The sequence below is a fragment of the Rhizobium gallicum bv. gallicum R602sp genome (assembly GCF_000816845.1).
Classification (GTDB): Bacteria; Pseudomonadota; Alphaproteobacteria; order Rhizobiales; family Rhizobiaceae; genus Rhizobium; species Rhizobium gallicum.
Genome location: NZ_CP006880.1, coordinates 165,087 through 189,951, shown reverse-complemented (window position 1 = coordinate 189,951; position 24,865 = coordinate 165,087). Strand labels below are relative to the sequence as shown.

Sequence of the window (24,865 nt, the reverse complement as noted above, 5' to 3'; positions counted from 1 at the left end):
TCCCGGTTCCACGTCATGCAGGAGAGGTTCAGCGGTGGTCCAGTCTCGCGACGAGCCGGTCGCCGAGCCACTGGATGCCGCAGACCAGCACGATGAGCACGATGACGACCGCAATCATCACATTGGTCTCAAAGCGCTGATAGCCATAGCGGATTGCGAGATCGCCAAGGCCGCCGGCACCGATTGCGCCTGCCATCGCAGAAGCGCCGATCAGTGTCACAAGCGTGACCGTGAAACCGACAACGATCCCAGGCAAAGCTTCCGGAACCAGCACTTCACGAATGATCGTCCAGCGATTGCCGCCCATGGCTCGCACGGCGTCGATGAGCCCGCGATCGACCTCGCGAAGCGACACTTCGGCAATGCGCGCGTAATACGGCGTTGCGGCAATCGCGAGCGGCACGATCGCCGCCCATGTCCCGAGCGAGGTGCCGACGATCAGCCGCGTCAGCGGGATCAGCGCCACCAGCAGAATAATGAAGGGTACTGAGCGGAAGCCATTGATTAGGGCGCCAAGCGCGCTGTTGATCGCGTTGTTTTCCGCGATTCCGCCGCGGGCCGTCAGAACCAGCGCTAGCCCCAGTGGCAGACCGGCGATGAGCGAAATCAGCCCTGACGCGCTGGTCATGATGATGGTTTCCCAGAGTGAACGGAAAAGCAGTTCAAGCATGATCGCTGTCATAACCCAGCACCTCCACCCGCGCCGAGCGGGCCGTCAGAAATTGTTGCACCTTGCCGGCGAGCTTAATGTTGCGCGTCGGAACGGCAATGAAGAACCTTGCCACCGGCTGGCTTTGAATGTGGTCGATGCCGCCATGAACAAGGCGGAACCCGTGCGGCAGTTCAGCTGCAAGATCGGTAAAAAGCGCACCTTGCGCCTCTGACCCGGCGAGATCGACGCTGATGATCACTTCCCTGCCCTTGGTCCGCGACAGACGCGCCGCAATATGGTCCGGCAACTGCGGTCGGATTCCGCTGAGCAGGCTTTTGGTGATAGCCGTCTGCGGATTAGCGAAGACCGACCAGACTTGGCCTTCTTCGACAATTTTCCCCGAATCGATGACCGCGACGCGATCGGCAATGGTGCGGATCACTTCCATTTCGTGAGTGATGAGAACGACGGTCAGCCCGAGCTTGCGGTTGATGTCCTTGAGAAGCGAAAGGATTGAGCGCGTCGTCTCCGGATCGAGCGCCGAGGTCGCCTCGTCCGAAAGCAGCAACGCGGGACGTGCCGCAAGCGCGCGGGCAATTCCGACACGCTGCTTCTGGCCGCCAGAAAGGGAAGCCGGATAGGCCTTTGCTTTATCCGACAACCCGACAAGGTCGAGCAGCTCGCGTGCCCGGTTCAGACGCTCCGTCTTCGCCGCACCCTCGATCTTGAGCGGCAGGGCGATATTCTCTTCGACCGTCTTTGCCGAAAGCAGATTGAAATGCTGGAAGATCATACCGATGCGCCGGCGCAGGGGCTGTAAATCTCTTTCGCCGAGACTGGTAATATTGCGGCCCTCGATATGGATCTCGCCACCGTCGGCGCGTTCCAGACCGTTGAGGCACCGAATCAGGGTCGACTTTCCGGCGCCGCTGCGGCCGATGATGCCGAAAATCTCGCCCTTCGCGATGGAAAGTGAAATGCCATCGAGGGCTGGCGTCGTGCCGAAGCGGCGTTTGACATCGAGGAGCCTCACGACATCCTCGGCGGCCTCGGGCTTCGTCTCGATTGCCGAGGCGGAAACGAATGAGTTCATGGTATTTCCTTTGAAAACGCTCAAGGCGGCCCGGAAATAGAACATCCGAACCGCCCCACTTGCGCCGCCCCTGGCGCGGATTGAGATCAATAGGCGCTGAGACCAGTGCCCTTGTAGACCTTATCGAACTCGGCCTTTACCGTGTCGTTCTGGTAGGAGGAGACTAGCGTCTTCACCCATTCCTCGCTTTCGCTGCCTTGTTTTACAGCGATGAAGTTGCGATAGGGATTGTCGGCGATCGGCTCCTGCGCGATGCGATCGGCGGGCGACAGGCCGCTCTTCAGCGCCCAGTCGGTATTGACAACGGCAGCATCCAGATCATCGATCGAGCGGCCGACGATGCCGGCATCCAGTTCCTTGATCGTAAGTTTCTTCGGATTATCGGTGACGTCGGCAATGGTTGCGAGAATGCCGGTGCCATCCTTGAGTTTGATCAAACCTTCCTTCTCTAGCACCCGTAGCGCCCGGCCCTCATTTGACGGATCGTTCGGCAAACCGATCGCAGCACCGTCCGGGATTTCGGCGACCGACTTGTACTTCTTGGTGTAAAGACCGATCGGCCAGACACCGGTAAAGCCGACAGGGACAATATGATAGCCATGCGTCTTGATCTGGTTGTCGAGATAGGGCTGGTGCTGGAAGGCATTGGCGTCGATTTCGCCGTTCTCGAGCGCTTCGTTCGGCTGGGTGTAGTCGTTGAAGGTGATGGTCTCGATCTTGAGGCCCTTCTTGGCGGCTTCGGTGGTGACGACCCGCCAAACGTCCTCATCCTCACCGCTCATGATGCCGACTTTGATGGACTTGTCTTCGGCATACGAGGAGGAAGGCGCGGAAAAGGTCGCCAGCGCCGCAGCAGAAATGGCCAACGCTGCTAGGCTTGCACGGCGCGTCAGGGTGAACGTGGAGAAATTCTTCTTGTTCATATGTTGTGATGTCCCGTCTGAATGATGAGGGCAGAGCCTCGAAACGGGAAGAGCATGTCAGATCGGCCGCAGCCGCACGAAGCACGCCCGCCTGTTTTTGGCCGCGCAGCCGAAAAAGACTTGCCGGGCTATGCGGGCGCTCCAAATAATTTTCTACTATTCTTATAGACTATATGCTTTGATATTCAAATGAATGGCAATCTTCGAGATCCTGAACCGCCGAAGCGGCCAGAAAAGCGCTGGCCCTTGGCATTTTGGTTGGCGTGGGCAACTCTCACCCTGCTAATCGTGCTGGTGATCGCGATCTGGGGCAGCCTGTAGGGAAGTGATCCGACTGGGACGGTTGGTAATGGATCCCTCATTAAGCGCGTTTTTTGAGCGCTCACACATCCTGGTGTTTTTGATGCCTAGGAGATCGATACGCATTCGCTGGATGGCTCGACGGAAGCGTGTCTCCCGCACCGAAGAGTTTGCGCCTAAGCGCGCCGTTTGAATACGCGGTCTTGTAGCGGCCGCGCTCCTGCAGTGCCGGAACGGCATGGTCGATGAAATCTTCATAGCTCTCTGGAACGACTGTGCGGGTGAGATTGAAGCCATCGATCTCTCCTTCCTCGATCCACGAGATCAACTCCTCAGCGACAAGCGAACCGTCGCCGACGATGACGGGATAGCGGCCTCCGATTTTCAGTTCATCAAGCAATTGCCGCTTCGTCCAACGCTTCTGACCGGCCAGTTGCGCAGCCGACTGGATGGCGTTTGAGGTTCCGTAGTTGATTGGTTCGTCAAGGTCGTAGCGAGAGAAGTCGATACCGGTGCTAGCCGCAAAGTGAGCGAGGCCCGCTTCCGGATTGGCGTAGCTGAGATATTCCCGATATTTCTCTTGGGCGGCTGCGTTAGTGGGGCCAGTTATTACGGTTACGCCTACGAACACCTTGACGTCTTGGGGCGAGCGGCCGGCATTCACGGCCTCCTGCCTGATGGCCCTGGCCGTGGCTTTTGCCGCATCTTTGTCAGTTGCCGTAATGAACACGCATTCGGCATGGGTGGCAGCAAACTTCTTGCCCCGTCCCGAAGTTCCTGCCTGATAAAGGACCGGCGTTCGTTGTCGGGATGGTTCTGCCAGATGGTACCCACTGGACTGGTAGAATTTGCCTGCGTGGCTTATCGACCGGACTTTGTTGGGATCCGCATAAATGCGGCGTTCCTTGTCACGAACGACGGCGTCCTCATCCCAACTTCCTTCCCAGAGCTTGTAGAGCACTTCCATGTATTCGTCGGCACGATCGTACCGGCTATCGTGTTCAGCCTGAGCATCGTGTCCCAGCGCCCGAGCAGCGCTGTCGAGGTAACCTGTCACGATGTTCCAGCCGATCCTGCCATCGGTCAGGTGGTCCAAGGTCGACATCCGGCGCGCGAAGACGTAGGGCGCATCGGAACTCAGGTTGACGGTAATGCCGAATCCGAGATGCTTCGTAACGGCGGCCATGGCCGATACCAGGAGAAGCGGGTCGTTCACCGGCAACTGAATGGACTCCCGGAGCGTAAGATCGGCCGACCCATTGTAGACATCGTACACGCCAATGATGTCGGCGAGAAAAATGCCATCGAATAGTCCACGCTCCAGTGTTTTCGCGAGCGATGTCCAGTAGTCGATACTCTTATAGCGGTGGGATTGGTCCCGCGGGTGAGCCCAAAGACCGTGATTGATATGGCCTACGGAGTTCATATTGAAGGCATTGATCAGGATCTGTTTTGACATGGGCGCTCCGCTCACAGCGCGCCGTGGCGCGGCGGCAGCTTATCATTCAAATAGTAATTTCCGACCGCCTGGTATTTCCACCGGACCGGATCATGGAGGGTATGCGTCCTGACGTTTCGCCAATAGCGATCGAGATTGTCCTCGCTAGCTGTCGAGGAGGTTCCCGAAAGTTCAAAGAGCTTGGTCGCCGCCAGCAGGCCAGCCTTCGTCGTCAGGATTCTCGCCTCCGCGACGGCGATTGAAGCCGCCGCAACCGCGCTCTCTGTCATTTCGGTCTGTGCGGTCTCAACCTCCGCCGCAGCGCGATCAAGAAGGACTTCGGCCGCCCGAAGCTTCACCTTCACCTGCCCAACAGCGCTCATTGTCAGGGGGTCGTCTGAAGCACGCTCGACATTAGCGTCAATCCATGGCCGGGAGCGCTCGCGGATGAAGCGGACCATCTCCTGATAAGCGCCGCGACCGATGCCCAGATCGATTGCTGCGTGCATCAGCTGCGCGAAAGGTCCTATCGTAGTGGGTGTTTCGAACGAAGCTTGAAACGGGATGATCCACCGTTCCTCTATCTTCACACGCTCAAATCTCACTGAGCCGCTCCCGGTTACGCGTTGACCGAACCCGTCCCAGTCGTCGATCACCGTCACGCCTCGAGCGTCGCGCGGAACGATGACAAGATAGCCGACTTGTTTCCCCTCCTCCTCCGCTATCGCAAGTGTCGGAATCCAGTGAGCGAAGATTGCTCCTGTGCAATAGAATTTCTGGCCATCGACGAACCACTCGCCGGCCTCTCGAAAGAGCTTCGTGCGCCGCTTGAAATCCTTCTGGCCGATTTCGGCGAGCGCGTTTCCAAAACGTTCACCTGCCAGAACGCGATCGTAGAAGAACCGTTTCTGCTCCCAACTCCCACCGACACGAAGCACTTCGAGAGCATAATAATGGTTCTGCGGAATCTGAGATAGCGAGCCGTCAGCAGCTCCTATGGTTGCAATGACCTCGGCTGCCGTCTTCGGCGACAATCCCGGCCCTCCAAACTCCTTTGGCACCGTGATCCCCCACAATCCGCTCTGGGAAAACGCCTCAACTTCCACCCAGGGCAATGCCCGCTCGCGATCCCGCTCGGAGGCCTTCTTTGCGAAGATTTCGGCCAAATGGGTGGCTGCTTCAACCGCTTGCTCATGCATGCCGATAAGCGGCGGGCGCGAACTCGGCGGAGCCGCGACAGATACTGGTTCAAATCCAACGCTCATCTGTTCAGTTCCATTGATGTCGTAGTGGGAAAGTTCCATTCAATTCGTAGTTTCCGATCAGATGGTATTTCCAGCGAACCGGATCATGCAGGGTGTGCACGCGGGCGTTCCGCCAGTGACGATCAAGATTATGGGCCCCGCGCGTGGCAGACGATCCCGCGAGATCGAACAGCATCTCGGTCGCTGCGAGCGCGATCTCGGTGGTAAGGATTTTCGCCTCGGCGACGGCAACGGAAGCTTCGGCGCTTGATCTGTCTGTTACCGGACTTTTCGCCACATCATCGATGACCGCAGCAGCCCGATGCAAAACGCCTTGGGCGGCGTGGAATAGCGCGTGAAGGTTTCCGACCTCATGAATGATCGTCGGGTCGTGGCTCGCAGACTCCCCGCCGAAATCGACCCAAGGCCGCGCCCGTTCGCGAACGAACGAAAGCGTATCGGTGATCGCTGCCGCAGCGATGCCTGAATCGATTGCAGCTTGGATCAATTGGGAAATAGGGCCTGCCAATCCGGCCCGTTTAACGAACGACCAGAGTGGAAAGACGAGTTCGGGATCGACTGGCACATTATTGAACTCCACTGTGCCGCTTGCTGTAGTGCGTTGGCCGAAGGACGACCAGTCGTCGATGATACGGACCCCTGGCGCTTCCCGCCGGACCCATACCTGGATGGCACGGTCTTCCTCGTCGATCGCGCGGGTCGGAATCCAGTGTGCGAAAATGGCGCCCGTTGAATAGAACCTTCGCCCTGACAATCGAAAGCCGTTCGCGGTGCGCGTGAGGCGGGTCGTGCTCACGTTCACCTTCTTAGTGCCTTTTTCGGGACCTGCGTTTCCAATCCGCAGTCCGTTTAGAATATCAGCGTATATTCGCGATTTTTGTTCGGGCGAGCCGATGTCGCGAAGCAGTGCCAGCACACCGAACTGGTTCTGAGGCAACTGTCCCAAAGAAGGATCTGCCGCGCAAAGGACTTCGAATATCCTTGCGAGTGTTACCAGCGAAACGTCTGCACCGCCGAATTCCCGAGGAACGGTGATCGCGCCGAGCCCGCTTGCGGTATATTCCTCAATCTGATCCCACGGTAACTGACGTTTGCGGTCCCTATCGGAAGCTCCCTCCCGGAATCGCTCCGCCAGGCCCGCCGCAACGTCCAGTGCTTCGGCGTCGCTTGTGATCAGGTGCGGCTTTTTTGGTGGTTGCGGCAGACGCTCCGAGTGCTCGGCGTCAACGATCATCCGATCGGTCATGAAAACATCCTTGTTCACCGAGCTCTCAGGCGTCTGACAGCCATGTCGCCGGCCAACTGCACAGCGCATACCATTGCGACAAGCACGGCAATAACTCCAGCCATGACGGTCGTGTCGAATCGTTGGTATCCATAACGAATGGCCATATCGCCGAGGCCTCCCGCTCCAACCGCGCCGGCCATAGCAGATGCGCCGATCATGCTCACAATTGTTATGGTGAAGCCGCCAACTATGCCGGGCAGGGCTTCCGGCAGCAGCACGTGCCAGACGATGTGCCAGCGCCGGCAGCCCATCGCTTGCGCGGCCTCAATCAATCCGCCGTCAACCTCGCGAAGACTGACCTCGGCAATACGCGCAAAGAAAGGGGTGGCACTGATCGACAGCGGAACCACCGCGGCCCAAACGCCAATCGTAGTGCCGGTAAGGAGACGGGTCAGAGGAAGCAGTGCCACCAGCAGGACGATGAAGGGTGTCGCCCTAAACGCGTTGATCACTGCCGCAAGCAATCTTTGCAGGCTCGGTGCGTGGACTAGCCCGCCTGGAGCGGCAAGAACAAGGAAGACGGCGAGTGGTATCCCCGCGACCAGGGCGACCAACGCCGACACACCGACCATGGCTACAGTATCCAGGAACGCCTGCCAGAGGCGGTCATACATCATTGCCGACATGGCCGAGCACCCTTACTCTGTTCGCGAGATGGTTCATTGTCTCTATGAGAGCCGAGTCCGTTGAATTCACGATCACCAAGAGCCTACCGTGCACATGTCCCTGAATACGGTCGACAGAGCTCTGCAGCAGCCGGACCGGAGCACCGGCGGCGGCAGCGATAGCCGCAATATCCGGCTCCAAGCCGCCCTCGCCCGTGTAAGCGAGTTCAATGAGCGTGCCTTTGCTCGCCCGGTCGCCCGCAGGCCGCAGGCGAACTGCGATATCTTCGGGAATGTCGCGATCCAGCGGCTTCAATAAAGCACGGGTCGCATCGTGCGAAGGGTTCGCGAAGACCTGCCACACCGGACCGGCCTCAGCCACCTGCCCTCGATCAAGGACAAGCACATGGTCGCAAATTTCCCGGATAACACTCATCTCGTGGGTTATGAGGACGATGGTCAGATTAAGCCGCCGGTTGATGTCCTTGAGCAGCCGCAGGATCGATAGCGTCGTCTCGGGGTCCAACGCCGACGTTGCTTCATCACACAGGAGGATCTCCGGATGGTGGACGAGAGCGCGCGCAATTCCGACGCGTTGCTTTTGTCCACCGGAAAGGCGCGAGGGATAGGTATCCTCCTTCCCTTCAAGACCAACTAGAGAAAGCGCTTCAGCTACTCGCTTATCGATCTCCACTCGCGGAAATCCGGCTACGATCATTGGCAGCGCCACATTCCGCCAAACGGTCTTGGCGGATAGAAGATTGAAATGCTGAAAGATCATCCCGATCCTACGCCGTAGGATCACAAGACCTTCTTCGTCAAGCACTCCGACATCTGTCCCATCCACAATCACTTTCCCGGACGTGGTCCTTTCGAGCCGGTTGACCGTTCTCAAAAGAGTGGACTTGCCGGCGCCGCTACGACCGATAATTCCAAAGATTGACCCACCGGGCACATCGATTGTGATGTTCTTGAGCGCGTGGACGGCGGCGCCTGCCGAGGCATAAGTCTTTTCGACGCCCTCAAAAGCGATAGTTCCACGCCTAGCCGTCGCCATTGACCGGTCAAGCGACGACGCCCCTCCACCGGCGGAGAAGTCCGGCAGAGAGGTGTCGCGTTCTTCGGCGTGACGCCGAGCAGCGTTGTTCAGTGAACCCATGGAAGTGTGTACAGTTTTTGGTCTGAGGCAAAGGCCTTGCTGATGGCGTCTTTCACCGCCTGGGAGTTCTGGTAAAGAGTCACCAGCTCCTTGATCGCGGGATCATCGACACGGGCGGATTTTACGGCGAAAACAATAGCGAACTGCTTGTCGTCAACTCCCGAGTATAGCAATCCTGAACTCGGATCGAACGCCTTGGAGGCGACGATGAAGTGCGGATAACCTTGCGCGATATCCACGTCGCCGACTACACGAGCGAGCTGCGGTCCTTCGACCTCCGTAAAGGTCAGATGCTTTGGATTGTCGGTGATGTCGTCCAGCGTGCCCTTGAATCCGACACCGTCCCTGAGCTTAACCAAGCCCGCCTTTTGAAGAAGCAGAAGTCCACGGCCCTGATTGACGGGGTCGTTTGCAATTGCGACGTTGCCATCCTGCGGAATGTCTTCGAATTTCTTGTACTTCAAAGAGTACAAACCAATGTTGGCAAGAACTCCGATGCCCGCGCTTTTGAAATCGTAGCCTCTCTCGGAGATCGCATTGTCGAGAAAAGGCTGATGCTGGAAGTAGTTGACGTCGATATCGCCTGACTGCAGGGCAATATTGGGCGTCGTCCAATCGCTGAATTCAACAACCGCGATATCCAGGCCCTTTGCTTTGGCCTCCGGGATCAGGGCCTCGATAGAATCCGCATAAACGCCAGGGACGACTCCAACTTTCAACGAAGCAGCCAGAGCCGGCATCGAAAATGACAAAGCTGCGACTGCCGCAAGCAGTCCTCTCATGGATTTTTTCATGGTTGCCCCTCATTGATGAAGGTACAAAGTTAAACATCTCTATTTTTATAGACAAAGGTGAGATTTGCGTTGAACGCCGCTCGCCGGGAAAATTATTCCAGTCTTCCTTGAGTGGTGAGCGCGGAATGCGCCTCTCCGAAAGATGCAACCAGTGTTGTTAGGCGCACAAACTTGCCAGATAGTCGACTGGCGGGGACTTAGAAGATTGTGCTTTTTGTGCGTATGGATTATTGCCCCTTATCCCATGAAAGACGGTGTGATCTCTCTTGCTGACAAAAAAAGGAAAGTATGGCTTGAAAGCCGTTGCCTATCTGGCTCGGTTGGAGCCCGGCGAGACTGCGTTCATCAACGACATAGCTGCTCGCAATAACATCCCAAAGAAGTTCCTCGACACGATCCTGCTTGAGCTTCGCAATGTCGGTATTCTTCGATCGAAGAAGGGGCCGGGTGGGGGATATTCGCTGTCGCGCCCCGCGGCAGAGATCGAAATAGGAAAGATCATTAGGACGCTTGATGGTCCCTTGGCTCCGATCCGCTGTGCGAGTCGCACGGCATACGAAACATGTGACGATTGTAAACATCCTGAAACCTGCGAAGTTCGTCTCGCGATGACACAAGTTCGGGACGCCATTGCTTCCATTCTGGATAACATGACACTCGAGCAGTTTGTGGTAGCCGGAGAAATTCTCGTCCCAGATCCTAGCAGCGACGAGAGAGCCACGGCGTAGATCTGTTTTTTTCCAACCTTCTTAAGGCCAGCTTGTCTCCCAACGGACGCCAACGCACATTTCAATGGCGTATCCGCATAGATGGCGCGGCTTACCCATCTCACGAAACGGCCGTGTGCCGCCCACATGAGTTGCCGTTCTCAAGAAATTTCTCCAGGCTTGCGTGAAGTCCACCATCAAGGTTTGGATCAAACATCCAAGCGTTGCGTCGTTTACAAGTCGGTCCGGACTTTCGCCTTCCAGCCAAGTTCCCGATGCGGCCCGTTGCCCCCGCTTACCAAGCGGACCGGCTGCGGATATGATTGGGAATAGCAACGGGTTCGAGTTGCAGGATCAGGACTGCGACGCCCTGACCTTGGGCCGTGATCGCCGGCAATGGTCTCGCCGAACGGACCTGTGTTGACGGCGCTGCTGGCAGCCTTGACCGGATGCGCGAGCGGCAAGTTCGGCAGTACGAGTTCGCCGAAACGATAGGCCTCCTCCAGATGCGGATAACCGGACATGATGAACGTATCGATGCCGATTTCCCGATATTCCTCGATCCGTGCACTGACCTGATCGGGATCGCCAACGAGTGCGGTACCGGCACCGCCGCGCACAAGGCCGACTCCAGCCCAAAGATTGGGGCTGACTTCCAGCTTGTCTCGCTGGCCGCCATGCAGCCGGCTCATGCGGCTCTGGCCGACCGAATCCATCCGTTCGAATACCTTCTGGGCCGCCGCGATCGTTTCGTCGTCGAGATACTGGATAAGCTCGTCTGCGGCCTTCCAGGCTTCCGCCGCAGTTTCTCGCACGATGACATGCAGGCGGATACCGAAAGTCACCTCACGACCTTCCCTCCTCGCTAGCGCCCGCACTTCGGCTACCTTTTTCGCCACATCCTCCGGCGGCTCGCCCCAGGTCAGGTATTTATCGATTGTGCGCGCTGCGACCTCCTGGCCGATTCCGGACGAGCCGCCGAAATAGAGCGGGGGGTGCGGAGACTGGAAGGTGGGGAAGAGAACCTTGCCATCTTCGATATCGAAGTGCTTGCCCTTGTAGGTTACCGTCTCGCCGCTCAGGAGCGCCTTGTAGATATTGAGGAATTCCTCGGTCACCTCGTAGCGCTCGGCATGCGGAAAGTGGATACCGTCGCCCTTGTTTTCAATCGGGTCGCCGCCGGTAACGACGTTAATCAGGAGACGGCCGTTGGAGATGCGGTCGAGCGTGGCCGTCATGCGGGCCGCAAGCGTCGGCGCCAGCAAACCGGGGCGAACTGCGATGAGATATTTCAGCTTCTCGGTCAGCGGCGCCAACGCCGAGGCCACGACCCAGCTGTCCTCGCAGCTCTTGCCGGTCGGGATGAGCACGCCGTAGTAGCCAAGAGAATCGGCAGCCTGCGCGACCTGCTTCAGGTAGTTGAGATCGACGTTGCGCCCGCCGATTGACGTGCCAAGATAGCGGCTGTCTCCATGCGTCGGCAGGAACCAGAGGACGTTGATCTTTTCGGGGGCGGTGCTCATGACAGTGTCTCCAGCGAGATAGGGTACGCCTCGGCTGCTGAACCGGCCTCGGCGGATTTAAGCGATCGATCCAGAGCGGCTCTAACACGCGTCTTATCACGGTCGGAGTGAGGTCGTTCTGGTATCAGGCCAGAGGCATCAGCACCGGCAGTGGAGCGCCTGCGAATGATGATCTCGTCGAGAATTCGGCCCGGCCATGGCTGCATGACGATAACGCGATGCGCCAGAGCCACGGCCTCCTCGAGGTCATGGGTGACGAGGATCATAGTGGCACCGGTTTCCGACCAGATATCCAGCAGGTGACGATGCAAGGTCGCTCGTGTCAGCGCGTCCAGCGCCGAAAAGGGCTCGTCGAGGAGTAACACCTCGGGGCGCATGACCAGTGCGCGGGCAATCGCCACACGTTGCGCCTGCCCGCCTGAGAGCTCCTTGGGAAGGCGATGACCATAGTCTTTGAGGTGAACCCGCTGAAGCGCAGCACGAACGCGCGTTTCACGCTCGTCGCGATCGGCATGCGCCAGACCAAAACCGACATTGTCGTGCACCGTCAGCCACGGCAGGAGCCGCGGCTCCTGGAAGACGAGGTTGATCAACGGATGTGGACGATTGACGATTTCGCCGTTGATCGACGTTGTACCGCTCGTTGGCTGGTCGAGGCCGCCGATCAGGCGCAGCAGCGTGCTCTTGCCACAGCCGGAGCCGCCGATCACAGCGACAATTTCTCCCGGCGCCACATCCAGCGTGAAACCGCCAAGTGCCTTTACCCCATTGGCATAAGTCTTGGTCAGCGCTTTGAGAGACAGCATCACAGCGCTCCATTCCGAAAGGTGTCCTGCCAGGCAACCAGAGGGGCGGTGAGATGGACAAGAAGAGCGTCCGACAGCTTGCCGATCATGGCAAAGACGATGATGGCGGCAAGGATTTGGTCGGGCTTGCCAAGCTGCTGACCGTCGACGAGCAGGTACCCCAATCCCTCGGAAGCCCCCATGAACTCGGCAGCAACCACAAACATCCAGCCGAGCCCGAGGCCGGCTCTCAACGATACGATAAAGGCCGGTAAGACAGCGGGAAAAAGGATGCGTCGGATGAGATCGAATCCGCTGAGCCGGAAGATGTGCCCCACCTCGACGATCTTTCTATCAACGGACAGAAGGGCTGTGGAAACGCCGAGATAGACGGGGAAGAAGACACCGGTCGCAATCAGAGCCACCTTCGATGTCTCGAAAATCCCGAACCAGAGAATGAACAATGGCACCCAGGCGATCGATGGAATGGCCCGCAAGGCTTGAAGCGTGGGATCCACAAGCGCATGGGCAACCCGAAAGAAGCCGGTGACGCTACCCGCAAGCGCACCGGCAACGGCTCCGGCGATGAAACCAACAAGAACGCGAAGACTAGTCGAGCCTACATGCTGCCAAAGCTCGCCGCTTAAGGAAAGCTGGGAAAGCGCGGCCATGATCCGGGAAGGCGGCGGTACCAGCCGTCCGGTCGTAAGGCCGGAAGCAACGGCGGCTTCCCAAAGCACAAAGCCGCAAAGCGGCAGCGCAATCCCCAGCGCAACGCGCCACACTTGCCTGGGCCATGCGGCAAACAGGGAACGCGACTGTTTTACAGGCGACGCTTCTGTCAAAGTGTCCAGCATACTCGCCATGCGATCGTCCGCTACTGTATGAGAGCTTGGCTGAAGCTCGGATCGATCAATTCATCGACCGATTTTTCGATGTCGGCATCGGCCGGCAGGACGCCAGCCTGCTGCAGCGCCAAGCCAGCCTTGAGGATCGTCTCGCGCTGGGCATCGCCGATACGGGAGGAGGATAGGTCCGTCCTCTCAAGCTGCCGCTCGATCACGGCATCTGGCAACTTTGCCGCCTCGACGAGCACAGCCTTGACTGCTGACGGGTCGGCGAGTGCCTTCTTGCGCGCCTCCTCGTAAACGGCAAGCACGCGCTTGACGATCTCAGGATGGTCGGTCGCGAAACTCTCAGGCGTATTGAGGACGCCCCAGCTGTTGTTCTCGGGCTTGCGGTAAAAAAGCTTGGCGCCCTCCTCCACTTCCGCTGCCGCCATCAGCGGATCGAGGCCGGCCCAGGCGTCGACGTCGCCGCGGCTGAGCGCAAGACGGCCATCGCCATGCTGGAGCAGCACGAAGTTGACATCGTCCGCCTTGAGTCCCGCATCAGTAAGCGCACGAACAAGGAATATATGAGGGTCAGTACCACGCGTGACGGCCACCGTCTTGCCCTTCAAATCGGCGACAGTTGAAATTGTGGAATCTTTGCCTGTCAACAGAGCGGTCCATTCGGGACGCGAATAGACATAGATGGACTTGATCGGATTGCCATTGACACGCGCGATCAGCGCCGCGGCGCCAGCCGTCGAGCCGAAATCGATGGAGCCAGCATTCAGATACTCCAGCGCCTTATTGGAGCCGGCCGACTGCACCCAGCGGATCGCGATACCATCCTTCTCGAAAGCCTTTTCTAGCAGGCCCTCCTTCTTCAGCAGAAGGCTAACAGGATTATAAGTCGCCCAATCGATGCGGATTTCCGCAGGATCGGCAGCCACCGCCGCTGATGATCCTAGCCCGAGCGTTATTGCAAGTGTGATTGCCGCCAACTTTGTTAAAATCGACTTCATCTTCCCCATCCTCTTCTAGCAGTCCGAGGGCAGAAGAGTAGGCAGTCGTACGAAGACAGATAAGGAACGGATTTCTATAATCATCTAAATCAGTAGAAATTGTCGATTTATTCGCGGAAGCGAGCACCGACCTCGACCCCGTGGGCTCCGGAGTCTGCAGCGGCGCGCGGACATGTTGGCGGAAGGCCAGGAGCCGAGATGGATATCGTGATCGCTTCCAGTCCGCGGTCGATCGCCGATTACGCAAAATCGTTCTAACACCAAAACAATCTTCGGTATCGTCTTCTTTGTCTATTAAATTAATGGATTATAGCCTCACTGCATCACAGCGAACCGAGTACTGAGCTTCGATCCGCCGAACCCGCAGCTCCGGGCAGGTGCAAGCGCAGACTGTCGAAAGGAAGATAGATGAGCCTTGAGGAATACACTTTTTCAGAGCGGATAGCTCTCCTCTGCGGCCATGGATGCGGCGCCCACATACATGACGGCAGAGCAAGTACAGCGCGCATCGGGTCGACTTCAAGAGCCGAGTAGCCGCACTGACCGGCTTGCAAATTCAGGCACCTGCAGCAGGAGTGATATGTCCATGACCAACTCGAACATCAGTAGCTTGCACGCCATCAAAACCGCCGATGCCCAGAGAGATCGGGATAGGCTTTTTGCCAGCGCCGCACATATCTCAGCCGACCTGGCCAAGCGAGGGGCGGATCTCGACCGTGAAGGCCAGCCGCCTTTTGAGGAAGTTTCAACCCTCAAGTCGACCGGTCTTCTCAACGCACTGCATCCGCCGCAGATCGGCGGCGGCGGACTTGAATGGGTGGACGGTCTGAGGCTTGTGCGCATTCTCGCTCGCGGCGAAAGCTCGATCGGCCAGCTCCTCGGCTATCACTACGTCAATAGCCAGTACATCTACTGGGCTGCAGACGATCCCGACCAAGCATGGCAACTGGGGACTGAGACCGTGGCGAAGAACCTCTACTGGGGTGCGGCCGTCAACCCGCGTGATCCCGGCCTGACCTTGACGCGCCGTGACGGCCACTACGTGCTGAACGGCCGCAAGACCTTCTCGACCGGCGCTCGGATCTCGGACCGAATCAATGTCAATGCCGCTTTTGACCATCAGGTCGCGAATTTCGTGATCCCGACTGACCGTCCCGGCTATATTACCAACGACGACTGGGACAATATCGGCCAGCGCCTGTCCGACAGCGGCAGTGTCGAATTCCACGATTTCCCGGTTTACGATAGCGATTTCATATTGCCACTTGCCGCGCCGGATGCGGCTGCGAAAGTGCAGGCAACCTTCAATACGCCACTGATCCAGCTCGTCTTTGCGAACTTTTATCTTGGGACGGCCGAGGGCGCACTTGCCGAAGCGCTGGATTATGTCCGCACGGCCACCCGCCCATGGATCACGTCGGGCGTCGAGCGAGCAGCCGAGGACCCCTACATCCTCGAGCGCGTCGGTGAATTTCGCGCAGCCCTCAAGGCTGCGGCAGCGCTTGCCGACTCCGCCGCCCTCGTGGTCCAGACGGCCCTCGCCCGCGGATCGTCGGTCACTGAGCGTGAACGCGGCGAGGCTGCGATCGAGGCCTATGAATCAAAGGTCAATGCGACACACGTCTCCTTGGAAATAACCGCGCGTATCTTCGAATTGATGGGCGCCCGGGCAACAGCCTCGCGATACCGTTTCGACCGCTACTGGCGCAACGTTCGTACCCATACGCTGCATGACCCGGTATTCTACAAGGCCCGCGAAGTGGGTGACTTCGCTCTCAACGCCCGTATCCCGCCAGTTAGTCTCTATAGCTGATCGGCACGATGACCAAACGGAAGAGGGCGCATCGTTCGGATGCGCCCTCTTCCCATTGCGCTCTTCGAGATGATCAGTTTTGGCCTGCCGCCAGCCTCTCGACCGTACGGCCGAGATCCCGGTAGGATGCACCCGGATGCGGGGCAACAAGGCGCGGACCGTGACCGAACAGCTTTTCGCGAAGCGTGCCCTTGCGGTATTCGGTCTTGTAGACGCCGCGTTTCTGCAACTCAGGAACAAGCAGGTCGACGGCATCCTCAAAGGTTTCCGGCGTGACTGCATAAGCGAGATTAAAGCCGTCGATGTCGGTGTCTTCCACCCATTCCTGCAAAAGATCGGCGACGGTCTGCGGCGAGCCCACGAAGACTGGTCCGAAGCCACCGATGCCGACCCAATCTGCCATTTCCCGCACGGTCCATTCCTTCGACGGATCGATCGTCGTGAAGGTTTCGACAGCCGACTGCACGGCGTTGGTATAGCAGTGGCGCAGCACTTCATCCGGCGAAAACTGACCAAAGTCGATGCCGGTCCAGCCCGAGATCAGCGTCAGCGCGCCCTCGTAGGAAACGTATTTGCGATAGTCGTCAAACTTGCGCTTGGCCTCGGCATCCGTCTCGCCAAGAATAACCGTCTGCAGGTTGAAGGCGAGAATCTCGCGCGGATTGCGTCCGGCTTTTTCTGCCGCCTCACGAACATTGGCGACATAGCGCTTCAACACGGGCTTGGAAGGCGCCGCCACGAAGATACATTCGGCATGCGCGCCGGCGAAGTCCTTGCCTCGGCTTGAAGCGCCTGCCTGGTAAAGCACCGGAGTCCGCTGCGGCGACGGCTCGGACAGATGAATGCCAGGGACATTGAAATGCTCGCCCTTGTGAGCGATCGGATGGACTTTTCCGGGATGGGTGAAGACGCCGGTATCCCGGTCGCGCACCACGGCTGTGTCTTCCCAGCTTCCTTCCCACAGTTTGTAGCAGACTTCCAGATATTCCTCCGCGACATCGTAACGATTGTCATGACGAAGCTGTCCCGCCTGGCCAACATTCAGCGCACCGCTGTTGAGATAGGAGGTGACGATGTTCCAGCCGATGCGGCCCTTCGTCAGATGGTCAAGTGTGGAGATGCGACGAGCGAAGGTATAGGGATGCTCAAAAGAGAGCGAAGCCGTCAGCCCGAAGCCGAGATGTTCCGTCAGATAGGCCATGGTCGGGATAAGCTGCAGCGGATCGTTGACCGGCACCTGGGCGGAATGCTTCAGCGCCGCATTCACATTGCCGTTGAGCACGTCGTAGACACCCAGCACGTCGGCGATGAACAGGCCGTCGAACTTGCCGCGCTCCAGCGTCTTTGCAAGGTTCACCCAATAGTCCAGGTCCTTGTAGCTTGCGGACTGGTCGCGCGGATGAAGCCAGAGGCCGGGCGATTGATGGCCGACGCAGTTCATATCGAAGGCGTTCAGCCGGATTTGGCGGGTCATGCTTTTCTCCGTAAGCTCAAAGCGCGCCGCTGCGAGGCGGCGTAACGTCGTTGAGATAAAAATTTCCTGCCACGTGATATTTCCAGCGCACCGGATCGTGCAGCGTGTGCGTGCGGGCATTGCGCCAGTGGCGGTCGAGGTTCAAACCCTCCCGGACCGACGCTGTCCCGGCGAGTTCGAAGAGCGTGCTGGTGGCCTCAAGCGCGATTTCAGTCGTCAGCACCTTTGCGGTCGCCACCGCCAGCGTTGCGGCAACAACATTGCCGTCCGTCTGATCGATCTGCGCATGGTCAACCTTGCGTCCCGCATATTCGAGCGTCGCCGTGGCCGCTTCGAGACGGATTGCGATCTGGCCTACCTTGGCAATAGTCAGCGGATCGTCCGAAGCGCGTTCCACGCCGCTGTCCGTCCAGGGACGTGAACGCGTGCGTACAAAATTGACAGTATCGCGAAAGGCCGCGCGAGCGATCCCGAGATCGACGCCGGCATGAATGATCTGACCGACGGAGCCGATAGTGCCTGGCCGTTCGAAGCCCTTGTGGTGACTGACAACGGCGCTTGCTGGAACAGCCACGTCGTTGAGAATCGTCGTGCCGCTGCCGGTTGTCTTTTGCCCGATACCGTCCCAGTCGTCGACGATCTCGATGCCCTCTGTCCCACGGGGTGCCAAGGACATGGTCAGTTGTTCGTCCTCGTTGAGGGCAAAAATGGCTATCCAGTCGGCGAAAAGCACGCCCGTCGAATAGAACTTGCGGCCATTGATACGGAAGCCGGGGCCATCGGTCGTGATGCGGGTCTTATAATGACCAACGGTCCTGGTCCCGGTTTCCGACAGCGCGTTGCCGAATTTGTCTCCGGCAAGCGCCCGCCCGAAATAGAAGCGTTTCTGGTCTTCGGTGCCGTCGTGGCGAAGGGCCTCCAGGATATAGAAATGGTTCTGCGGAATCTGACCGATAGAACCGTCTGCTTCCGCAAGGATTGCCGTTACCTCGGCCAAGACGGCATTGGACACGTCAATGCCGCCATATTCGACGGGAACCGTTATCGCGAGCAGACCAGACTTTGCCAGCCGCTCAAGCTCCCGGTAAGGCAGGATCCGCTCCCGGTCCCGTTCGCTTGCCCCTTCGGAAAATTCTGCCGCCAGTTCGCGCGCAACGGCCAGTGCTTCCTCCTCGCTTGCAATTCTCGCAGCGGACAGGGGCGTGGCATTCAAAAGGGAAACTTGAGACATGAATAAGAACCTCCATGCTAGCCGGGCTTCACACCCCAACGGCAGCTTTACGATTGGCGAAACTGACGGCGAGGACGGCGAAGATCAGGAGTCCGGTGCCAACCTGCTGCCAGTAAAAATTAAGGCCGGTCAGAAGCAATCCGTTGGCGACGATGCTCAGGAGGAGCACGCCGAGCACGGTTCCCGCGACATTTGGCCGTCCATGGCGGCTCAAGGTCGTGCCGATGAAGGTCGCGCCGATAGCGTTGAGCAGGAAAGCGTTGCCCGAGGACGGAATGTAGACCGTCACGGTCGAGGTGAGGACGAGACCGGCGATGGCGGCGATAGCCGAAACGAGGACGTAGGTGACGGCGATGTACGAGCGAAGCGGGATACCGGAATAGCGCACCACACCCGCTGCGATTCCGGCCGAAAGCACGACGCGGCCAAAACGGCTCCGTGTCAGGATCACGAAAGCAACGAGAATGACGGCCGCGGCAATGAGGAGCGGTACCGGCATGCCGCCGACGATCCCACGGCCGAGGAACCGGAAGCTCTCCGGCACGCCCGCCGGCGGCAGATAAACGGGGTTTCCGCCATTGGTCAGCAACTGCTGCACACTGCGTCCGATGAAAAGAGTGCCGAGCGTGGCAAGAAATGGTGAAATCCCGATACCGGAAATCAATGCCGCATTGAGGATTCCTACGAGGGCGCCGGCGCCGATGCCGGCAGCGAGTGCCAGGGCCACCGGCTGGCCGGCAAGGACCAGCGAGACGAAGGCAAAGCTTGCAAAATCGATCGCCGTCCCGACCGACAGATCGATGCCGCCCGCAGATACCGCGAATGTCATCGCGATGGCGACAATAGCAAGCAGGGTGAAATTGTTGACGAGAATGCTCAGCAGGTTCGCCGTCGTCAGAAAACCAGGGGCGGCAATGGAGAAGACGGCAAAAACGGCAAGGAGAGCCACAACGAGCGCGTAGCGCGCCACCTTGCGAAGCACGGCGCTCGAAGTGTTGAATCCGCCTACGTCTGAGAGGACCGTGCTCATGTGCGGGTCTCCTGTTTCCGCAAAAGCGTTGTTGCAGAAACGACGATCAGGATCAGAACGCCTTGGATGCCGCTGACGAGAGTGCTCGACAGATTGAGTAACTGGAAGCCGTTAACGAGGAAGCCGACGAAAAGCGCGGAAAGCAGCGTGCCTGTGATCGTCGGCACCAGGCGCCGCGAAAACACGGTGCCGAGCAATGCGATAACGATCACCGGCAAAAGAAACTCTCCCGCCCCTGTCGAGCTACCGCTGAGATAAGAGACGGAGAGTATGCCGGCGATGCCGCCGCACAGACCACTGAAGACAAACGAGCCGACGATAAAAGGCCGGATGGAAAGGCCGGAAGCCCGCGCTGCCTCAGGAAACTCGCCAACGGCGTATAGCCGTAGGCCGAGTGGCGTTGCCTGCACCACGAGCGCGACAACCGCCGCAAAGCCGATCAGCACGTAGGCAAGCGCAGGCACGTCGAACGGACCAATGCCGGAGAGGACCGTCAAAAGGTCGCCGGTTGCGGGGATGACCGTGTTCTGGGTCAGGACGAGCTCCAGCCCGGCGACGATATTCATCACTCCGAGTGTCGCGAGCAGCGGAATGATCCCGGCAAGGGTGATTGCCAAGGCATTGACCGTGCCGATGGCAATCCCGGATGCAAGCGCGCCGGCCACCGCTACTGCATCCCCGTGTCCCGCCTGCGAAAGCGCGGCGTAAACTGCGGCGCTGAACCCCATATTGGCCGCCAGCGAAAGATCGATACCGCCAGTGACGACATTGCCGCCGCCTGCGATGATGACGACGGTAAGCCCCACTGCAAGCACTCCGGCGATTGCCGATTGCGCCAGCACGTTGCCGACATTGCCGAGCGAAAGAAAGTAAGGCGCAGAGACGGAGAAAAAAATCAGCACGGCCGCGAAAACCGCAAGCGAGCCGCCCCGAAGTATCAATGTCGTCAGACGGCGGCTAAACCGTCCAGCCGGCGCACGGGACGGCTGTGTGACGGTCGTGTTGTCCGCGGGACTGAGTGCGGCGTCAACCAGCATGACGAAGCTCCTCCGATGAACCGGTTACCTTCGCAAGCACCTCATCGACTGCCGTATCTTTCGAGACAAATTCGCGGACGATGCGGCCGCGGAAAAGAACAAGGATGCGATCGGTGATTCCCAGAAGTTCCGGCAAGTCGGATGAGAGGACGAGAACGCCGGCGCCGCGCTCCACGAGCTCTGCAACCAATGAATAGATCTCTGCTTTTGCAGCGATATCGACCCCGACCGTCGGCTCGTCGAGCAGATAGATCTCGGAATGACGGCTCAGCCATTTGGCGATCGCTACCTTCTGCTGGTTGCCGCCGGACAGCGTTCGCACCAGAGCCTCGCGGCTCTCGGCCTTGATCTGGAGCCGCTTCATCAGCCTATCGGCTTCGGCGTTTTCGGCGCGAGTATCGAGAAGACCGGCGCGCGTAAAGCGGCCGAGACTGGCGAGCGTCGTGTTCTCTGCGACACTAAGGTCCAGCGCTACGCCGTGGCGGCGCCGGTCCTCCGGTACGAGAGCGATCCGACGGCGCGCGGCTTGCGCCGGGCTCGCCGCCAACACGGTTTTGCCTTCCACCTCGACAAAGCCCTCTGCCACGGCTTCCAGACCGAACAGCGCCCGCATCAGTTCCTTCGCGCCAGAGCCAAGCAGCCCCGTAAGGCCCAGAATCTCGCCTCGGCGCATGGTCAGATCAATCCCGCTGAAGTGTCCCGGCAAAGACAAGCCTTCGACGCGCAACAGCGTCTCGCCCAAAACGCTCTGGCGCTTGGGGTAGAGCTCGCCGACCTCACGGTTGACCATCAGCCCGGCGATTTCGGCGGCCGTGGCTTCAGAAACGCGAACGGTCGCGACGTCTCGGCCATTGCGCAGCACCGTCACCGTGTCGCACAGCCCTTCGATCTCACCGAGATAATGAGAGATGTAGATGACGGTGATGCCGTCCTCACGCAACCTGCGGATCAGCTTGAAGAGGATATCGGCCTCACGCCGGACAAGCGCCGCCGTCGGCTCGTCGAACACAAGCACCTTCGGCGCATTCAAGAGCGCGCGGGTGATCTGGATGATCTGCTTTTCCGCGGTCGAAAGCTCGGCGATCAAAGTGGAATTGGGCAGGCGCAAGCCGAAATATCTGTCCAGAACTTCGGCGGCACGGCGTTGCATGAGGCGGCGATCGAGAAAAGGCGTGCCGGCAATGCGCAGCTCGCGGCCGAGAAAGAGCGCCTCTCCGACAGTAAAGGTCGGCACCAGCAACCGGTCCTGATGGATGAAGTGGATTCCAAGCTCTTCGGCAAGATGCGGCGTCAAGCGCTCGTAAGACCGGCCATCGAATTCGATCACGCCCGCGTCCGCTTTGTGCAGGCCGGCGAGCAGTTTGATTAAGGTTGACTTTCCGGCCCCGTTCTGCCCGACCAGCCCGTGCACCGTACCGCGCGCCACGGCAAACGACACGCCCGAAAGCGCTCTTGCGCCGCCGAAACTCTTTTCGATCCCCGTCAGCCGGATGATCGCGTCCGTCGCAGCCGTCATGAAATCCTCCTTGGCTGGGTGAATTGAGACAGACCGCGGCACAAACGCCGCGGTCCGGGCATGGCTTGGGAGGATCAGCCGATGCCAAGTTTCTTGGAGACCTCGCCGACATTGCCCTTGTTCGCAAGGAGAGCCGGAACATAGGTCTCACGCGGCAGCGTTTCGCCTGCCAGCAGGCGCGCGACATTGCGGATGGCGGTACGACCAAGCTCGGCTGGCTGCTGGGCAACGTCCGCAGCAGCCGGCGAGTTCGGATCGGCAACGAGCTGCAACACCTCCGGACTGCCGTCGACGCCGTACGTCTTGATCTCGGTGCGGCCGGCGGCGACGAGCGCCTGCGTGGCGCCGAGCTGCGGAATATCCCAGGCCGACCAGATCGCCTTGATCGATCCCTTCTCCGGATACTTGTTGAGGATCGCGGTCACCTGTGCGAAGGCGTCCTGTACCGTGTTCGGAATGACGTCCCTCAGTTCCGGCTGAATGATCTGGACCTTCGGGAAATATTTCACGACGTTGACGAGTTGGTCGTAACGGATCGCACAGGGCGTCACGCCGTAGAAGCCGTTGAAGACGACGATATTACCCTCGCCCCCAATATCCGAGACCAGCTGCAAAGCGAGATCTTTTCCGATCCCCCAATTGTCCGAGGTCGAGTTGTTCAGCGAATTGGTCGATCCGACATCGATGGTCAATACCGGGATGCCGGCTTCCCGTGCCCTCTTCAGCCAGGGATCGATGACCGTCAGGGTCCCAAGAAGCTGGACGATCGCATCCGGCTTCTGAGCAATCAGCGTCTGGAGTTGGGAAACGAGCTTGCCGTCATTGCGGCCAGCATCGACGGCGATTGGTTCTCCACCAAGACGCTTCACCTCTTCGATCTGGGCATTATAGGCCTGGAGGTCAAAAAAATGATCGGTTCCAGCGGTGCTGATGCCGATGCGCTTACCTTTCAGCGATCCCTCTTCAGCAGCGAAGGCGACCGTGCCGCTGAGCAGCGTTGTGCCCGCAGCTGCCGCCCCGGCGACCGCCGACCATTTCAAAATATCCCGGCGGGCGAACCTGCCCAGAATTGATTTTTCGCTCATGCCCATCTCCAGTGATCAAGAATATATTGTCTATAGTTTCAGTAGTCTTTATCTGTCGCGAGGAAGGAGATTTCGTTTGCGATCGCCAAGGAGAAAATCGTCACTCAAAAACCGGGGCTTGAGGAAATGCCGGAAGCCAACGCATTGATCCCGAACACAGCGATGGGCAAACGCCTAACCGGCGTTTGCCCGGGTTTAAGCCTATCATTCCGGTCTCACCGGGCGCGCGCGACAGACGGCCATCTGTCAAAACGCAGCGGCGGGTATCCAGTCGGCCGTCGCAGCCGCACTCGTGGAGAAGGCGGGGATCTTCTTGGCGAGATCCTCAATCGTCTGAACGTTCGCTGAGCGGAGTTGGTCCTGGGTCAGGAGCACCGGCTCGACCACGATATTTTGCGGAACGGTCTCCCCTGCGATCTGCAAGGCAGCAGCCCGAATCGAGACCGCGCCGACAACGGCAGGGTTGGTTGCAGCAGTTGCGATCCAAGGACTGCCCGGTTCGGTGATCTCCTGAATGTCTGCCGTCGATATATCGGCCGAATAGATTTTCACCTTCTCGGCGAGGCCCAGATCGGTCAGCGCCAGTTTGACACCACGCGCGAATTCGTCGTAGGGCGCAAAGACGACGGAGATATCGGGATTGGCGCGCAGCGCTGCCTTCGCCTGGTCTGCGGTTGTCACGGCCGTCGTGTCGCTGACGTTGCCAAAGCGAACCGTCTCGGCGATATCCGGATTGGCAGCCTTGACCTTGTCCCAGATCTCATTGCGCCGGTCGAGCGGTGCGAAGCCTGCAACATAGACGTAACCGGCCTTGAAGCTGTTGCCGTTGTCCTTGATCGCCTGGTCGAGCGCGAGTTGTGCAAGGCGATGATCGGACTGCTCGACCTGCGGAATCTTGGGATTGTTCAGATTAACGTCGAAGGCAACGACCTTGATATTCTTTGCGAGCGCCTGATCGACCACGTCGCTCAACGACTCGGGAAGACCGTGGTCGATCACGATACCCTCGACACCGAGGTTGATCGCTTGAAGGATTTGTTCCCGCTGCTCGCCGGCATCCTGGCGGCCGGCAAAGATGCGCAGGTCGATGCCGAGAGATTTTGCCTGCGCTTCCGCGCCCGCCTGACAGGCCTGAAAAAAATCACCGGCCGAGATGTAGCTGATGAGCGCAACCTTGACCCCGCCTTTATCGAACGGTGCAGGCGCACCTTTCAATCCGTCAGCAAGTGCCGGCAACGCAATGGCCAGTGGTGCGGCAAAAGAAGCGAGTGCGAAACGAACGATCGGATTCATGT

21 protein-coding genes and 1 pseudogene are annotated in these 24,865 nt (G+C 58.9%); 2 read left to right on the top strand and 20 right to left on the bottom strand.

Translation table 11 applies throughout. The features are described from left to right. Positions 1-28: 28 nt before the first annotated feature. The 9 genes from RGR602_RS24220 to RGR602_RS24180 all read right to left on the bottom strand — a co-directional run bounded on the left by RGR602_RS24220 (position 29) and on the right by RGR602_RS24180 (position 9,517). Positions 29-682 carry a methionine ABC transporter permease gene (locus RGR602_RS24220; RefSeq protein WP_040114619.1) on the bottom strand — a complete coding sequence of 218 codons (654 nt, stop codon included), beginning with the start codon at positions 680-682 and terminating at the stop codon, positions 29-31. Next, on the bottom strand, positions 663-1,745 hold the full coding sequence (locus RGR602_RS24215; RefSeq protein ID WP_040116437.1) for a methionine ABC transporter ATP-binding protein: 1,083 nt from the start codon (positions 1,743-1,745) through the stop codon (positions 663-665). Before RGR602_RS24215 ends, RGR602_RS24220 begins: the two co-directional genes overlap by 20 nt. 86 nt (positions 1,746-1,831) lie before the next feature. Then, positions 1,832-2,668, bottom strand: a complete 837-nt coding sequence (locus RGR602_RS24210) for a MetQ/NlpA family lipoprotein (RefSeq protein WP_040114618.1) — start codon at positions 2,666-2,668, stop codon at positions 1,832-1,834. Positions 2,669-3,050: 382 nt separating this feature from the next. Then, positions 3,051-4,427, bottom strand: coding sequence for an LLM class flavin-dependent oxidoreductase (locus tag RGR602_RS24205; protein ID WP_040114617.1), 1,377 nt, complete (start codon positions 4,425-4,427; stop codon positions 3,051-3,053). Between the two features lie 11 nt (positions 4,428-4,438). Next, positions 4,439-5,671 carry an SfnB family sulfur acquisition oxidoreductase gene (locus RGR602_RS24200; protein ID WP_040116436.1) on the bottom strand — a complete coding sequence of 411 codons (1,233 nt, stop codon included), beginning with the start codon at positions 5,669-5,671 and terminating at the stop codon, positions 4,439-4,441. A 4-nt stretch (positions 5,672-5,675) separates the two neighbouring features. Continuing rightward, positions 5,676-6,917, bottom strand: coding sequence for an SfnB family sulfur acquisition oxidoreductase (locus tag RGR602_RS24195; RefSeq protein ID WP_040116435.1), 1,242 nt, complete (start codon positions 6,915-6,917; stop codon positions 5,676-5,678). A gap of 14 nt (positions 6,918-6,931) precedes the next feature. After that, the gene (locus tag RGR602_RS24190; protein WP_040114616.1) at positions 6,932-7,585 is read right to left on the bottom strand and encodes a methionine ABC transporter permease; all 654 of its coding nucleotides are present in this window, start codon (positions 7,583-7,585) and stop codon (positions 6,932-6,934) included. After that, a complete protein-coding gene (locus RGR602_RS24185) occupies positions 7,566-8,723 on the bottom strand; it encodes a methionine ABC transporter ATP-binding protein (RefSeq protein ID WP_082046672.1) in 1,158 nt (385 codons plus the stop codon). The genes RGR602_RS24190 and RGR602_RS24185 overlap by 20 nt, the downstream gene beginning before the upstream one ends. Further along, entirely contained in the window at positions 8,711-9,517 is an 807-nt protein-coding gene (locus RGR602_RS24180) for a MetQ/NlpA family ABC transporter substrate-binding protein (RefSeq protein WP_040114615.1), read from the bottom strand. Before RGR602_RS24180 ends, RGR602_RS24185 begins: the two co-directional genes overlap by 13 nt. A 266-nt stretch (positions 9,518-9,783) precedes the next feature. Here RGR602_RS24180 and RGR602_RS24175 point away from each other — a divergent pair, with 266 nt between their 5' ends. Then, positions 9,784-10,245, top strand: a complete 462-nt coding sequence (locus RGR602_RS24175; RefSeq protein ID WP_040114614.1) for an RrF2 family transcriptional regulator — start codon at positions 9,784-9,786, stop codon at positions 10,243-10,245. 356 nt (positions 10,246-10,601) lie between these two features. On the opposite strand, the pseudogene ssuD reads toward RGR602_RS24175, so the two are convergent. The 4 genes and pseudogenes from ssuD to RGR602_RS24155 form a co-directional block, all read right to left on the bottom strand. Then, positions 10,602-11,747, bottom strand: a pseudogene (ssuD, locus tag RGR602_RS24170) (FMNH2-dependent alkanesulfonate monooxygenase); the annotation flags it as partial. Continuing rightward, positions 11,744-12,553 carry an ABC transporter ATP-binding protein gene (locus RGR602_RS24165; RefSeq protein ID WP_040114613.1) on the bottom strand — a complete coding sequence of 270 codons (810 nt, stop codon included), beginning with the start codon at positions 12,551-12,553 and terminating at the stop codon, positions 11,744-11,746. The pseudogene ssuD and the gene RGR602_RS24165, both read right to left, overlap by 4 nt. Next, entirely contained in the window at positions 12,553-13,398 is an 846-nt protein-coding gene (locus tag RGR602_RS24160) for an ABC transporter permease (RefSeq protein ID WP_040114612.1), read from the bottom strand. Before RGR602_RS24160 ends, RGR602_RS24165 begins: the two co-directional genes overlap by 1 nt. A gap of 11 nt (positions 13,399-13,409) precedes the next feature. Next, the gene (locus RGR602_RS24155) at positions 13,410-14,384 is read right to left on the bottom strand and encodes an aliphatic sulfonate ABC transporter substrate-binding protein (RefSeq protein WP_133939180.1); all 975 of its coding nucleotides are present in this window, start codon (positions 14,382-14,384) and stop codon (positions 13,410-13,412) included. 586 nt (positions 14,385-14,970) lie between these two features. Here RGR602_RS24155 and RGR602_RS24150 point away from each other — a divergent pair. Then, on the top strand, positions 14,971-16,197 hold the full coding sequence (locus tag RGR602_RS24150) for an acyl-CoA dehydrogenase family protein (protein ID WP_052451913.1): 1,227 nt from the start codon (positions 14,971-14,973) through the stop codon (positions 16,195-16,197). A 73-nt stretch (positions 16,198-16,270) separates the two neighbouring features. On the opposite strand, the gene RGR602_RS24145 is transcribed toward RGR602_RS24150, so the two are convergent. The 7 genes from RGR602_RS24145 to RGR602_RS24115 all read right to left on the bottom strand — a co-directional run bounded on the left by RGR602_RS24145 (position 16,271) and on the right by RGR602_RS24115 (position 24,863). Beyond that, positions 16,271-17,671, bottom strand: coding sequence for an LLM class flavin-dependent oxidoreductase (locus RGR602_RS24145; protein ID WP_040114610.1), 1,401 nt, complete (start codon positions 17,669-17,671; stop codon positions 16,271-16,273). A gap of 16 nt (positions 17,672-17,687) precedes the next feature. Continuing rightward, positions 17,688-18,902: an SfnB family sulfur acquisition oxidoreductase gene (locus tag RGR602_RS24140; RefSeq protein WP_040114609.1), complete on the bottom strand. Its 1,215-nt coding sequence runs from the start codon at positions 18,900-18,902 to the stop codon at positions 17,688-17,690. A 28-nt stretch (positions 18,903-18,930) separates the two neighbouring features. Beyond that, the gene (locus RGR602_RS24135) at positions 18,931-19,932 is read right to left on the bottom strand and encodes an ABC transporter permease (protein WP_040114608.1); all 1,002 of its coding nucleotides are present in this window, start codon (positions 19,930-19,932) and stop codon (positions 18,931-18,933) included. Continuing rightward, the gene (locus RGR602_RS24130) at positions 19,929-20,969 is read right to left on the bottom strand and encodes an ABC transporter permease (RefSeq protein WP_040114607.1); all 1,041 of its coding nucleotides are present in this window, start codon (positions 20,967-20,969) and stop codon (positions 19,929-19,931) included. Before RGR602_RS24130 ends, RGR602_RS24135 begins: the two co-directional genes overlap by 4 nt. Next, positions 20,959-22,485 carry a sugar ABC transporter ATP-binding protein gene (locus tag RGR602_RS24125; protein ID WP_040114606.1) on the bottom strand — a complete coding sequence of 509 codons (1,527 nt, stop codon included), beginning with the start codon at positions 22,483-22,485 and terminating at the stop codon, positions 20,959-20,961. The genes RGR602_RS24130 and RGR602_RS24125 overlap by 11 nt, the downstream gene beginning before the upstream one ends. 74 nt (positions 22,486-22,559) lie before the next feature. After that, a complete protein-coding gene (locus RGR602_RS24120; RefSeq protein WP_040114605.1) occupies positions 22,560-23,570 on the bottom strand; it encodes a sugar ABC transporter substrate-binding protein in 1,011 nt (336 codons plus the stop codon). A 246-nt stretch (positions 23,571-23,816) separates the two neighbouring features. Next, positions 23,817-24,863, bottom strand: coding sequence for a substrate-binding domain-containing protein (locus RGR602_RS24115; protein WP_040116431.1), 1,047 nt, complete (start codon positions 24,861-24,863; stop codon positions 23,817-23,819). Positions 24,864-24,865: the final 2 nt, after the last annotated feature.